11 protein-coding genes and 1 pseudogene are annotated in these 13080 nt (G+C 73.9%); 5 read left to right on the top strand and 7 right to left on the bottom strand.

The genetic code is table 11. The annotated features are described in order from the left end of the window. Window positions 1-96: 96 nt before the first annotated feature. The 4 genes from Sfr03f_RS09060 to Sfr03f_RS09045 are packed head-to-tail and all read right to left on the bottom strand — an operon-like array spanning window position 97 to window position 4496. Window positions 97-882 carry a CDP-alcohol phosphatidyltransferase family protein gene (locus tag Sfr03f_RS09060; RefSeq protein WP_108953558.1) on the bottom strand — a complete coding sequence of 262 codons (786 nt, stop codon included), beginning with the start codon at window positions 880-882 and terminating at the stop codon, window positions 97-99. Next, window positions 860-1924, bottom strand: a complete 1065-nt coding sequence (locus Sfr03f_RS09055) for an iron-containing alcohol dehydrogenase family protein (RefSeq protein ID WP_108953120.1) — start codon at window positions 1922-1924, stop codon at window positions 860-862. Before Sfr03f_RS09055 ends, Sfr03f_RS09060 begins: the two co-directional genes overlap by 23 nt. Next, on the bottom strand, window positions 1912-2664 hold the full coding sequence (locus Sfr03f_RS09050; protein WP_108953119.1) for a phosphocholine cytidylyltransferase family protein: 753 nt from the start codon (window positions 2662-2664) through the stop codon (window positions 1912-1914). The genes Sfr03f_RS09055 and Sfr03f_RS09050 overlap by 13 nt, the downstream gene beginning before the upstream one ends. Then, window positions 2661-4496 (bottom strand): DUF5941 domain-containing protein, encoded by a 1836-nt coding sequence (locus Sfr03f_RS09045; RefSeq protein ID WP_108953118.1) that lies wholly within the window; start codon window positions 4494-4496, stop codon window positions 2661-2663. The genes Sfr03f_RS09050 and Sfr03f_RS09045 overlap by 4 nt, the downstream gene beginning before the upstream one ends. 300 nt (window positions 4497-4796) lie before the next feature. Here Sfr03f_RS09045 and Sfr03f_RS09040 point away from each other — a divergent pair, with 300 nt between their 5' ends. Both Sfr03f_RS09040 and idi read left to right on the top strand, forming a co-directional pair. Then, entirely contained in the window at window positions 4797-5741 is a 945-nt protein-coding gene (locus Sfr03f_RS09040; protein WP_108953117.1) for a cation diffusion facilitator family transporter, read from the top strand. 76 nt (window positions 5742-5817) lie between these two features. Then, window positions 5818-6393: an isopentenyl-diphosphate Delta-isomerase gene (gene idi, locus Sfr03f_RS09035; protein WP_108953116.1), complete on the top strand. Its 576-nt coding sequence runs from the start codon at window positions 5818-5820 to the stop codon at window positions 6391-6393. A gap of 184 nt (window positions 6394-6577) precedes the next feature. Here the strand turns inward: idi and Sfr03f_RS09025 are convergent, their stop codons facing one another. Next, on the bottom strand, window positions 6578-7081 hold the full coding sequence (locus Sfr03f_RS09025; protein ID WP_108953115.1) for an ATP-binding protein: 504 nt from the start codon (window positions 7079-7081) through the stop codon (window positions 6578-6580). A gap of 181 nt (window positions 7082-7262) precedes the next feature. Beyond that, window positions 7263-7973, bottom strand: coding sequence for an HdeD family acid-resistance protein (locus Sfr03f_RS09020; RefSeq protein ID WP_108953114.1), 711 nt, complete (start codon window positions 7971-7973; stop codon window positions 7263-7265). A 67-nt stretch (window positions 7974-8040) separates the two neighbouring features. Between Sfr03f_RS09020 and Sfr03f_RS09015 the strand changes: the two genes are divergently transcribed. The 3 genes from Sfr03f_RS09015 (at window position 8041) to Sfr03f_RS09010 (ending at window position 11566) form a co-directional block, all read left to right on the top strand. Next, window positions 8041-8781 carry an enoyl-CoA hydratase/isomerase family protein gene (locus Sfr03f_RS09015; RefSeq protein WP_108953557.1) on the top strand — a complete coding sequence of 247 codons (741 nt, stop codon included), beginning with the start codon at window positions 8041-8043 and terminating at the stop codon, window positions 8779-8781. 114 nt (window positions 8782-8895) lie between these two features. Beyond that, window positions 8896-9027 (top strand): LPFR motif small protein, encoded by a 132-nt coding sequence (locus Sfr03f_RS31505; RefSeq protein WP_281262828.1) that lies wholly within the window; start codon window positions 8896-8898, stop codon window positions 9025-9027. Window positions 9028-9214: 187 nt separating this feature from the next. Beyond that, window positions 9215-11566: a Tex family protein gene (locus Sfr03f_RS09010; RefSeq protein WP_108953113.1), complete on the top strand. Its 2352-nt coding sequence runs from the start codon at window positions 9215-9217 to the stop codon at window positions 11564-11566. Window positions 11567-11980: 414 nt separating this feature from the next. Here Sfr03f_RS09010 and Sfr03f_RS09005 read toward each other — a convergent pair. After that, window positions 11981-13017, bottom strand: a pseudogene (locus Sfr03f_RS09005) (oxidoreductase). Window positions 13018-13080: the final 63 nt, after the last annotated feature.

Below are 13080 nucleotides of genomic sequence, written 5' to 3'. Positions count from 1 at the left end.
GGCCGGCGGGGGCGGCGTCGGGCTGGATCCCGGTCACGGCGTCCTTCAGGGATTCGTGCGCGGAGTGCACGGGGTTCACGGAGTTCACGGAGGCGCTCACCGCAGTCTGCTCGAGGCGAGGATGGACACGAGGTGCAGCAGGGTCTGCAGGATCGCGATGCCTGCCAGCACGGCGATGCCGAGGCGGGTCCAGAAGAGACCGCCGCCGGCGATCAGGTCGGCGATCGCGACGACGAGGACGAACAGGCTCGCCTCGACGCCGCCGACCAGCCGGTGGAACTTGAGCGCGGCCGCCGCCCGGCGGGCCAGTGCCAGGCCGGAGGAGCGCGGCGCGGCGGCCTCGTCCTTCACGGCGGTCAGGCCGCTGCGGCTGCGGGCCACGTCGACCAGGTCCGTCTCGGCCTTGATCAGGATCGCGCCCAGGGCGGCCAGCGTGCCCAGGAAGGCCCACAGCCACTCGGGACCCTCCGACCCGTCCCACAGGTCGGCGCCCCGCAGGCCGAAGCCGACCAGCAGGGCGGCCTCGGACAGGTAGTGGCCGACGCGGTCCAGGTAGACGCCGGTGACCGAGGTCTGCCGGCGCCAGCGGGCGATCTCCCCGTCGACGCAGTCCAGCAGGAGGTACAGCTGGATCAGCAGGGCGCCGAGGAGCGCCCCGGCGAGGCCCGGCACCAGGAGTGCCGCGCCCGCCAGGACGCCCGCCACCACCATCAGGTAGGTGAGCTGGTTGGGCGTCACCCGGGTGTTCACCAGGTAGCGGTCGACCCGCAGCGAGATCTCCCGCATGTAGAGGCGACCCGCCCAGTGCTCACCGCTGCGCCGGTCCTTCACCCCTTCGGGGTGGACGACGGGCCGCAGTTCAGCTACCGATGGCCTTGACATAGTCGGCGTACGCGTCCTTGATCTGGTCGGTCCGGAGGTCGAGGTGCTCGAGGATCGTGTAGCGGCCGGGACGGGTCTCCGGCGCGAACTCCACGACCTTGACGAACTCCTCCATGGAGAAGCCGATCTCCTCCGGCAGCACCGGCAGGTCGTGCCGCCGCAGGCACTCGGCCATCTCCCCGGCGGTCGCCACGTCGCCGCGCAGGTAGGTGGCGAACGCGCCGCCCAGACCGCACTGCTCGCCGTGGGCGGCGGCCCGCTTCGGGTAGAGCAGGTCGAACCCGTGGCTGATCTCGTGGCACGCGCCGGACGCGGGACGCGAGTCGCCGGCCACCGACATCGAGATGCCGCAGAGCACCAGCGACTCGGACAGGGTGGCGAGGAACTGGTCGTCGACGATGGTGCCGGGATGGCGCAGCACCGCCTCGGCGGCCTGCCGCGCCATCGCTGCGGCCAGGCCGTCGACCTTCTCGCCGTTCACCCGCTGGGACAGTTCCCAGTCCGCCACGGCGGAGATCTTGCAGATCACGTCACCGATGCCGGCCCGCACGAACTGCGGCGGCGCCTGGCGGATTATGTCCAGGTCGATGACGATGCCGATGGGGTTGGGAACGCCGTACGAGCCGCGGCCCGCGTCGTTGTCCAGCGTGGCCACCGGCGAGCATAGTCCGTCGTTGGCCAGGTTGGTGGCGACCGCGACCAGCGGCAGCCCGACCCGGGCGGCCGCGTACTTGGCGCAGTCGACCACCTTGCCGCCACCGAGCGCGACGACCGCGTCGTAGCGGCCCTTGCGCTTGATGGAGTCGGCCAGCCGGACGGCACCGTCGATGGTGCCGTCCGCGTCGTCGAACCAGTCCGCCTGCGGCATCGCGGGAGCGAACCGTTCCCTCAGCGCCTGACCGGAGCCGGCGCTGATCGCGAAGGCCAGCTTGCCCGAGGACGAGATCCGCTGGTCGGACAGGATCGCCGCCAGGTCGTCCAGGGCTCCGGACCGGATGTCGACGACGACCGGCGACGGAATGAGCCTCGTCAGTAGCGGCACGCGATCTCCCGACCACGGGCCAGGTCGTCGTGGTTGTCGATCTCGACCCACGCGACCTCGCCGATCGGCGCGACGTCGATCTTGAAGCCGCGGTTGACCAGCTCCTGGTAGCCGTGCTCGTAGAACTGCTGCGGGTCCGTCTCCCAGACGGTCTTCAGCGCGTCGCCGAGCTCCGCGGCCGCCTCGCCCTCGATCAGGGTGACGCCGATGTACTCGCCGGTGGCCTCCGCCGGGTCCATCAGCTTGGTGATCTTGCGGACGCCCTTCTCGGGGTCGACGACGACCTTCATCTCCTCGTCGGCGAGCTTCTTCACCGTGTCGAGGGCGAGGATGATCTTCTTGCCCTCGCCGCGGGCGGCGAGCAGCGTCTTCTCGACGGAGACCGGGTGGACGGTGTCGCCGTTGGCGAGGATGACGCCGTCCTTGAGGGCGTCACGGCCGCACCAGAGGGAGTAGGCGTTGTTCCACTCCTCGGCCTTGTCGTTGTCGATCAGGGTGATCTTGACACCGTACTTGGCCTCGAGGGCCTCGCGGCGCTCGTAGACGGCCTCCTTGCGGTACCCGACGATGATCGCCACCTCGGTGAGGCCGATCTCGGCGAAGTTGCCGAGGGTCAGGTCGAGGACGGTGAGGCTGTCCTCGTTGCCCTCGGGCCCCACGGGCACCAGAGCCTTGGGAAGGGTGTCCGTGTAGGGGCGCAGGCGGCGTCCGGCGCCTGCCGCCAGCACGAGGCCGATCATGCGGGTTCTCCTTCGTCGTGTACAGCGGGTGCGCCGGCCCGGTGGGCGGACACCCAATAGCGGATGCTCTCCAGGAGCACCAGGGCGGCCACGGCCACGGCGAGCGCCGTGAGCGCGACCGGGAACTGCGCCGCGGTGAGCAGTGCGGCGAGCACGGCGACCACGAGGGTGCGGCCCTCGTGGCCCAGCACCGCCCGCACCAGCCAGTGCGGGGGCGCTCCGGCGTTGCCGCGGATGCGGTACACCGTGTCGTAGTGATGGTAGGCGACCGCCGCCACCAGCCCGAAAGCCGCCGGAAGCGCTCCGTTCACCCCGGATTCGGCCGCGAGCAGCGCAACGACGCCATACTCGGCGGCGCGGAAGAAGGGGGGAACGAGCCAGTCCAGGGCGCCCATCAGGGGCCGGGCGACGGCCGCGCCGGCCAGCAGGGCGTAGCCGGCGGCGCCGGCGACGGTGATCCACGAGGCGCCCCACACTGCGGCGAGGATCACCACGAGCAGCGCGCCGGCGGCGGCGACGAACGGGGCGGAACCGGACGGAACGAGACGACGGGTGACCCGGGCCACGGCCTGGGCGAGGGGGCCGCTGTCGGTCAGGTCGGCCAGCGCGGCGGCCGCGCGGTCGGTGCGGCGCGCCTTGCGGGTCACCGAGCGCAGCAGGCGGCCGGCGGTGGTGTAGCAGGCGGCGACGGCGCAGCCGATCAGCAGCACCACGAAGGTGACGCGGGGCGTGGTGAGGGCGGTGAGCACGGCGATCATCAGCCAGCGTTCGCCGATCGGCAGGACGATCATGCGGCGGAGCCAGACCGTCCAGCCGAGGTTGTCCAGCCTGTCGGAGAGCGCCGCGGTGGGGCTGGTGTTGGCCTGGGCGTCGTGGTTGGCCTCGTTGAAGGAGAAGTCGACCACGTGCCGGCAGGTCTGCAGGATCATCGCGCCCAGGGCCAGTGCCCAGACGTCGTCCCCGCCGCGGGCGGCGCCCAGGGCGAGGCCCGCGTAGTAGGCGTACTCCTTGGCCCGGTCGAAGGTGGCGTCGAGCCAGGCGCCCAGCGTCGAGTACTGCAGCGAGTAGCGGGCGAGCTGTCCGTCCGCGCAGTCCAGGACGAACGAGGCGATCAGCAGCACGCCGGCCGCGACGAAGCCGCCGCGGGTCCCGGTGGCGGCGCAGGCGGCCGCGACCAGCGCGGTGAGCAGCGAGGCGGTGGTGACCTGGTTGGGGGTCAGACCGCGGCGCGCGCACCAGCGGGCGACGTACTTGGAGTAGGGGCTGATGAGGAAGGTCGTGACGAAGCCGTCGCGGGCCTTCACCGCGGAGCGCAGCCGGACCGACTCCTCGTCGACGGCCGCGAGGGCCTCACGGGTGGCGTGCCGGCTCTGCGGGTCGGCGGGGGTGGCCGCCACCAGGCTGCCCAGTTCGGGGCGGTGCACCTGCTCGCCGTCGCTCTCGAGGGCGGCGGCGAGCCGGTCGGCCAGCGCGCGGTCCGCGACGGCGGTGGCGTCGCCGGGCGCGGGGGCGTCCACGGCGTCCACGGCGGCGGAGCTGGCCCGGGCGACGGCCCGGATGAGCGCCTTGCGCGCCTCCGGCTTCACCGAGACGGCTCCCTCGATCGCGGAGACCGGGAACCGGGGGTCGGTGAGACCGAGGCGCAATGCGTGCAGGTGGCCCATGAACCGCGCGTCGACGAGCGCGACGCGGCGGTCGCCCGGGACGGCGGCGAGCAGCGCCTCCGTCTCACCCACGTCGGCGGCGGCGCGCACCTCGAACCCGAGGGATGCGAGATCGTCCGCCAAGGAAGATCCGGGAACCGGCGGACCGGTGACGATGGCGGTCGGCAACCGTACTCACTCCCTGGGTGCGGCGCTGATGCGCGCCGGCGGCATACGTGGTGGCCCGCCCGGCGAGGCGGCCGGGGCGTGTCGGCAGAGGCTATCGGATCGCCGGAGCCCCGCGATCACCGCCCGCCCCGCGGCCGGCCGGCCGCAGAACGTTTGCGCAGGTCACAGGATATGACAACGGTGTTCAGCGTCGCTTTGCCCCTGGCGACCGGAGGTAGTTGACTGGGGGCGGCAACGGTCGGCGGAGGGCGGCGTTCCCCGGTCACCCGGGGGCGGCGGCGAGCACGGAGGGCGGTTTCCATGGGGGCCGGACACCAGCACGGACACCACCACGGCGGGGGCGCGGGACCCGCCGCCACGGTGACGGCGGCGCACCGCGGCCGACTGCGGGCGGCCCTGGCGATCACGCTGCTGGTGACCGCGGCCGAGGTGGCCGGCGGCGTGCTCGCGGGCTCCCTCGCGCTGGTCGCGGACGCCGCCCACATGGCCACCGACGCGCTGGGGCTGGGCATGGCGCTCCTGGCGATCCGTTTCGCGGGCCGCCCGGCGAGCGGCCACCGCACCTTCGGGCTGGCCCGGGCGGAGATCCTGGCGGCGCTGGCCAACTGCCTGCTGCTGTTCGGGGTGGGCGGCTACGTGGTGGTGGAGGCCGTCGGCCGGCTGCTGGAGCCGGCCGAGGTGGAGGGCGGCCTGACGCTGGTCTTCGGCGCGGTGGGCCTGGTCGCGAACCTGGTGTCGCTGCTGCTGTTGATGGGCGGCCGCAAGGAGAGCCTGAACGTCCGCGGCGCCTTCCTGGAGGTGGCGGCCGACGCGCTGGGGTCCGTGGCGGTGCTGGTCTCGGCCGCGCTGGTGCTGCTGACCGGCTGGCGGGCCGCCGACCCCCTCGCCTCCCTGGTGATCGCGCTGATGATCGTGCCGCGCGCCTGGCGGCTGCTGCGCGAGACGGTGGACGTCCTGCTGGAGGCCGCCCCGCGCGACGTCGACCTGGCCCAGCTGCGCTCGCACCTGCTGGCGCTGCCCGGTGTGGACGACGTGCACGACCTGCACGTGTGGACGATCACCTCGGGGCTGCCGGTGCTGTCGGCGCACGTGGTGGTCGGCGCCGAGGCGCTGGCGGGCAGGGGGCACGAGCGGATGCTGCGTGACCTGCAGTCCTGCCTGGGCTCGCACTTCGACGTGGCGCACTGCACCTTCCAGCTCGAACCGGCGGGCCACGCGGCGCACGAGGCGGGTCTGTGCCATTGACCGCGCTCCGGCGCGCGGGGGCCGGTCGGCGGTGCCGCGCCCGCGCCACCGGCTCGTGTACGGCAGACTAGGGGTCATGCCGAGCACACCTGTGAAGACGACGACGGACGAGACCATCCTGCTGGAGCTGGTCGACGAGCAGGGCGTGACCATCGGCACGGAGGAGAAACTCACGGCCCACCAGGCGCCCGGTCTGCTGCACCGGGCCTTCTCCGTCTTCCTCTTCGACAACCGCGGAAGGCTGCTGCTGCAGCAGCGCGCGCTGGGCAAGTACCACTCCCCCGGCGTGTGGTCCAACACCTGCTGCGGCCACCCGTACCCGGGCGAATCGCCTTTCGCCGCCGCCGCGCGCCGCACCTTCGAGGAGCTGGGGGTCTCCCCCGCGCTGCTCGCCGAGGCGGGCACCGTCCGCTACAACCACCCGGACCCGGCCTCGGGCCTGGTGGAGCAGGAGTTCAACCACCTCTTCGTCGGCCTGGTCGGCGGCCGGCCGGATCCGGACCCGGAGGAGGTGGGCGACATCGCGTTCGTCACTCCCGAGGAGCTGGAGAAGCGGCACGACGCCGACCCTTTCTCGGCGTGGTTCATGACCGTGCTCGACGCGGCGCGCCCCGCGATCCGCGAGCTCACCGGTCCTTCGATCGGCTGGTAGCCGCCGTCGGGCCGGCGGGCCCCTGCGGTCCGACGCGCCCCGCGTTCCGGTGGGCCGGCGGGCTGGCGGGCTGGCGGGCTGGCGGGCTGGCGGGCTGGCGGGCCACGATCCGGTGGGCCGAGCGGTCCGGGTGGGTCGGCCGGGCCGGGTGGGGGCCGGTCCGGCGGCCGCTTCCGTGCGGCTCTCAGTACCGGCCGGGCGGGCGGAGCGGCACCGCCGCCCAGATGATCTTCCCGCCCGCGGCGGTGTGCTCCACCTCGCAGACCCCGCCGAACTCCCGGGTGGTCTCGCGCACCAGCAGCAGACCCCGGCCGCCGGTCCAACCGGTGTCGGCGATCAGCGCGGTGGGCCGGTAGGGGTGGTTGTCCTCGACGGAGACCCTGATCCATTCCGCACCCACCGCGACCTCCACCGCCAGGACGGGTGACAGCAGAGCGGCGTGGCGGACGGCGTTGGTGACCAGCTCCGAGACGATCAGCAGCAGTCCGTCGAGCACCTCCTCGGCGGCCGGCACCCCTTGGCGCCGCAGCAGGTCGCGCACGGCGCGGCGCGCCTGCGGCACCGAGGCGTCCACGGCCGGGGCGGTGAACCTCCACACCCCTTCGTAGGGGGCGTGCGCCCCGGGGGGCGTGGCCGCCTCCACGGGGCCTTGTGGGCCCGGATCGTCTCCGCGCCCTGGGTCCTCCATCGTCCGGCCCCCGCCCTCGTGCTCGACTGTCACCACACGTCGAGTGTGGGAATCGGCAGGTCACCGCCCGGACCGAGTCCACAAACCGATCACTATCGACCGATGTCGACCGTTGGCGTATGCCAAGGGCGGTTGCAGGATCGCTCCTGCGCGCCTCGGGAAGCTTCGCGAACTCTTCCGCTTATTGGGGCGGAACGTCGCCTCCTGCCCGGCGATCGCCGTGCTCCGGGCCGGTCCGGTCCTCGGCGGACACGTTCCGCTCCGCGTCCGAGCGGCCCGCGTAGTAGGCGTCGCCCCCGAGGCTGCGTCCCCGGTCGGCACGCTCGGCCTCGGTCACCATCCCCACCACGTTGCGGCCGCCGAAGCCGGTGGCGATCAGTCCCAGTCCGTCGAAGAGCAGCGCCAGCGAGAAGAAGGTGCCCAGGACGTAGCGGCTGTCGCTCGGCCAAGAGTTCAGCACCAGGATGCCCAGCAGCAGGCCGAACGCGCCCTGCACCAGCGTCCAGCCGAACTGCGGCCCGCGCACCACCAGGCTGCCCACGATGCGGAACACCCCGCCGGTGAGGAAGAGCAGCGCCGCGAACAGCGTCAGCGAGACGGCGGCCGCGTCGGGCCGCACAAGGATCACCACGCCGGCCGCGATGTTCAGCGCGGCGACCACCACGCCCAGCCAGAAGAAGCCGGTGCCGCGGGCCTGCACGGCGTGCCCGAGGCCCACCACTCCGCCGATCAGCAGCAGCCAGCCGAACAGCAGCATGCTGGTGAGCGTCGCCAGGCCCGTGTAGACGAGGCCGACGATTCCGGCGATCACCAGCGCCACACCGAGGACGGCCAGCCAGCCGAAGCTCCGGTTGATCCGTGTCCGCTCGTCCTTCGCCCTGATCCTGCTCATCACGGCCTCCTCGCCGGGTGTCCCACGTGCCCGGCCGAGTACCCAGCCGGCCGGTACCATCCGCGGCATGCCCCATCTGTCGCACAGCGTCGCCGACGGCGTCGCCACCGTCGTGATCAGCCACCCCGCCCGGCGCAACGCCATGACCGACGCGATGTGGCGGGCCCTGCCCCCGCTGCTGGGGACACTGGCGCTCGACGACGCCGTGCGGGTCCTGGTGCTCACCGGCGAGGGGGCCACCTTCTGCGCGGGCGCGGACATCTCCGGGCTGCGCGACACCGCGGAGGTGGCGCAGCGGCTCGCCGTGGAGGCGGAGGAGGCGCTGGCCGCGTTCCCCAAGCCGACGCTCGCGGCGGTGCGCGGCCACTGCGTGGGCGGCGGCACCCAGCTGGCGGCCGCCTGCGACCTGCGGTTCGCCGAGGCGGGCGCGCTCTTCGGGGTGACTCCGGCGAAGCTGGGCATCGTCTACCCGTCCTCCTCCACCCGGCGGCTGGTGTCGCTGGTGGGGCCGTCGGGCGCGAAATACCTGCTGTTCTCCGGGGAGCTCATCGACGGGGAGCGGGCCCTGCGGACCGGTCTGGTGGACGAGCTGCTGCCGGCCGGGCGGCTCACGGCCCGGGTCGAGGAGTTCACCCGCGTCCTGGTCTCCCGTTCGCGGCTCACCCAGGCGGCGGCGAAGGAGTTCGCCGACGGGCGCACCGACCGGGACGCCCACTGGGCCGCGGCGGCGCGCGCGAGCAAGGACCTCGAGGAGGGCGTCGCCGCCTTCCTGGAGCGCCGCGGCGCCTCCTTCACCTGGCCGCACTGACCGGCTGCCAGGCCCTTCGCGGGACCGATCAGGCATGTCCGCGGCGAGGCCGGTTACCTGTAGGTCCCCGGCACCGGGACTTCCGGCCGGGCAGAGCGAGGGAAGGTGACCAACGTGTTCCGAGCTGTCGCGGACGTCCTCCGTCAGATCGGCGGCGCCATCGCCACCGTGGTGACGCTGCCCTTCCGAGCCGTCGCCCGTCTCTTCGGCGGCGCCTCCTCCACGGCGCACGGTCGTCGCGCCTGAGCGCGCGCACCGTCGCGAGCGTGCCATGAGCGCCCCTGTGCGCGCGTCGTGAGCGCGGCAAACGCGCGAAGGCCCGGCCCCGGTGGCCGGGCCTTCGCGCGTCCGCGCACGCCCTGACCCCCGTTCGCCCCCGCGACCTGCCAGAATTGCCGCGCAACCTCGAGGCTTCAGAAGGCGGTACGGGATCGTGACGACACCCCTGGCAGCGTCCATCGAAGGCAGGATCGCCGAGGAACTCGGCGTACGGGAGCGGCAGGTCCAGGCCGCGGTGGATCTCCTGGACGGCGGGTCGACGGTGCCGTTCGTCGCCCGCTACCGCAAGGAGGCGACCGGCGGGCTGGACGACGCCCAGCTGCGCACCCTGGAGGAGCGGCTGCGGTACCTGCGGGAGCTGGAGGAGCGCCGCACCGCCGTGCTGGAGTCGGTGCGCGAGCAGGGCAAGCTCACCGGGGAGCTGGAGGCCCGCATCCGGGAGGCCGACACCAAGGCCCGCCTGGAGGACATCTACCTGCCGTTCAAGCCGAAGCGGCGGACCAAGGCGCAGATCGCCCGGGAGGCCGGGCTGGAGCCGCTGGCCGAGGGGCTGCTCGCCGACCCGTCGGTGGAGCCGCTCGCCGCCGCGGCCGCGTTCGTCGACGCGGACAAGGGCGTCGCCGACCCGCAGGCCGCGCTGGACGGCGCGAGGGCCATCCTCACCGAGCGCTTCTCCGAGGACGCCGACCTGATCGGCGAGCTGCGCGAGCGGATGTGGACGCGCGGTCGCCTGGTCGCGAAGGTGCGGGAGGGCAAGGAGGAGGCCGGCGCGAAGTTCTCCGACTACTTCGACTTCGCCGAGGCCTTCGCCGAGCTGCCCTCGCACCGGGTGCTGGCACTGCTGCGCGGCGAGAAGGAGGAGGTCCTCGACCTGGTCCTGGAGCCGGAGGAGCCGGTCGAGGGGCCGTCGTCCTACGAGGGGATCATCGCCCACCGCTTCGGCGTCGCCGACCGCGGCCGCCCGGGCGACAAGTGGCTGAAGGACACCGTCCGCTGGGCCTGGCGGACCCGTGTCCTGGTGCACCTGGGCATCGACCTGAGGCTGCGGCTGCGCACCGGCGCCGAGGACGAGGCGGTGCGGGTGTTCGCCGCCAACCTGCGCGACCTGCTGCTCGCCGCGCCGGCCGGCACCCGCGCCACGCTCGGCCTGGACCCGGGGTACCGCACGGGCGTCAAGGTGGCCGTGGTGGACGCCACGGGCAAGGTCGTCGCCACCGACGTCATCCACCCGCACGTGCCCGCCAACCGGTGGGACGAGGCGATCGCCAAGCTGGCCCGGCTGGCGAAGCAGCACGCCGTGGAGCTGATCGCCATCGGCAACGGCACGGCCTCCCGGGAGACCGACAAGCTCGCCGGCGACCTGATCGCCCGGCACCCGGAGCTGAACCTGACCAAGGTGATGGTGTCCGAGGCGGGCGCCTCGGTGTACTCGGCCTCCGCGTTCGCCTCGCAGGAGCTGCCGGACATGGACGTGTCGCTGCGCGGCGCGGTCTCCATCGCACGGCGGCTGCAGGACCCGCTGGCCGAGCTGGTGAAGATCGACCCCCGGTCGATCGGCGTGGGCCAGTACCAGCACGACCTGTCCGAGGTGAAGCTGTCCCGTTCGCTGGACGCGGTGGTCGAGGACTGTGTGAACGGCGTCGGCGTGGACGTGAACACGGCCTCCACCCCGCTGCTGGCCCGGGTCTCGGGCGTCTCCTCCTCGCTCGCGGAGAACATCGTCCGCCACCGCGACGAGAACGGGCCGTTCCGTTCGCGCGCGGAGCTGAAGAAGGTGGCGCGGCTCGGGCCCAAGGCGTACGAGCAGTGCGCGGGCTTCCTGCGCATCCGTGGCGGCGACGACCCGCTGGACGCCTCCAGCGTCCACCCGGAGGCCTACCCGGTGGTGCGCCGGATGGTGAAGACCACCGGGCAGGAGGTGGCCGCGCTGATCGGCAACACCTCGGCGCTGCGCTCGCTGCGGCCCGAGCAGTTCGTCGACGACACCTTCGGACTGCCGACGGTGACGGACATCCTGAAGGAGCTGGAGAAGCCGGGGCGCGACCCGCGGCCCGCCTTCCGCACCGCCGGCTTCAAGGAGGGCGTCGAGAAGATCACCGACCTGGAGCCCGGGATGATCCTGGAGGGCGTGGTCACCAACGTGGCCGCCTTCGGCGCCTTCGTCGACGTCGGTGTCCACCAGGACGGCCTGGTGCACGTCTCGGCGATGTCGCGCACCTTCGTCAAGGACCCGCGGGACGTGGTGAAGTCCGGTGACATCGTCCGGGTGAAGGTGCTGGACGTCGACATCCCGCGCAAGCGGATCTCGCTGACGCTGCGCCTGGAGGACGAGAAGACCGCGGAGCGCCCGGTCCGCGGCGAGCGGCAGCAGCGCGGCGGCGGGCAGCGTCCGCCGCAGCCGCGCCGGACGAAGGAGGGCCGGGGCGGCGGCGGGGACGGCCGCCGCACGCAGCCGCCCGCCGACGGCGCGATGGCGGACGCGCTGCGCCGGGCGGGCCTCCTGTGACCCCCGGCCCCGCCGCCGTGCCGGCCACCGCAGCCGGCGCGGCCCGGACACCGCCGGGGTGAGGCCGGTGCGGCTGAGAGGGTCCGGTCCCGGCCTCCAGGTGACTGGGGGTCGGACGGCCCGAACGCCGCCGGGGTGAGGCAGGTGCGGCTGGGACGGTCTCGGCCGCCGGGCCCGCCGGGTGCCCCGGAACCCGAGAGCCGGGCAGCCCCCATGCGAGGGCTGCCCGGGGGCAGGCGGCCCAAGGCCGTCGGGGTGAGACCCGGGCGGCTGAGACGGTCCCGGCCTCGTCGCCAGGAGACGGGGCCTCCGGAGGGCGGCGGGGCGCTGCGGGGGCCGTCGCCGGGTGGCGGCGACGACCGCGGCGGTACTGACGGTGGCGGGGCCGGGGACGGGGCGTTCCCGGCGCCGTCGTCATCGGGGTACGGCTGCCACCCGGACCTCGCCCGACGTCCGGGCGACCAGGAAGGCCTCGCCCCTGACCGCGCCGGGGTCCAGCGGAAGCCGGTGGCTGCCCCGGGGCAGCACGTCGTCGAAGGCGACGTGCTCGTGCGTGCGGCGCAGCCGGTCCACGCGGTGGACGGTGAGGCCCACACGGCAGTCGGAACCGACCTCGACGACCGCCTCGCGCTGGGTCGCCCGCAGCGCGGCGAGCCGTCGCCGTGCCTCCGGGCGCCGGTCCAGCGCCTCCTCGGTCTGCGCCACGAGCAGCGGGACGACCGGGGCGGGCCGTCGACGTACGCCACCTCGGCCCCCGCCCGCCGGAACGCGGCGCGCACCCGCTGCCGCCGCTCCTCCCCCACCGCCCGTCCGAACGCCACGACGCCGTAGGCGCGCAGTTCCCCGGGTGGCACCTCGGCCGGGTCGTCGCCGACGTCGGCCCCTATGCCGATGGAACGCAGGGCGGCGGCGAGCTCGTTGAGCATGGCGGCCCGCGCGCCGACGAGCAGCACCCGGCGGCCCTGTGGATCGGTGTCGCGGGCCCGCTCCAGGAGGCCGGTCAGGGCCTCGCGGTACCGCGCCCCGTGGAAGCGGAACGGGCCGAGGCCGTGATAGCCGTTCAGCCGCAGGTCGGGGTGGTCGTCGCTCTGCCAGGCGAAGTCCCGCCACACGTAGTCCTCGCCGTCCCGCTCGATGACGGCGGTGACCGCCCCGCAGGCGAGGTCGGCGCACTCGGGGCAGCCGTGGACGAGGTAGCGGCCGCCGGGCAGCGGGGCCGGCGCCTCCAGCAGCAGCGCGCGCACCTGCTCGGCGAAGATGGCGGGCGGCACGTCGGCGGCGAGCGGGGAGACCGCGTCCAGGTCCGCGAGGCGGACGAGCAGCGGGCGCCCGTCGACGACGAAGTCGGTGAAGTCCCGGTGGGTCACGTGCGCCCCGCCGGCGAGGACCGCGCCCGCGCGGGTCGCCGGGGTGAGGGCGAAGGACGCGTACGTCGCGTGCTCGGCAGCCATGGTCCGAGTATTCCCGCGGCGCGGGCGCCCTGTTGCCGGTCCCCGGCATTCCGTTACGGTCCG

Source organism: Streptomyces fragilis (assembly GCF_003112515.1).
GTDB classification, from domain to species: domain Bacteria; phylum Actinomycetota; class Actinomycetes; order Streptomycetales; family Streptomycetaceae; genus Streptomyces; species Streptomyces fragilis.
This window is presented reverse-complemented; position numbering and strand designations above follow the sequence as displayed.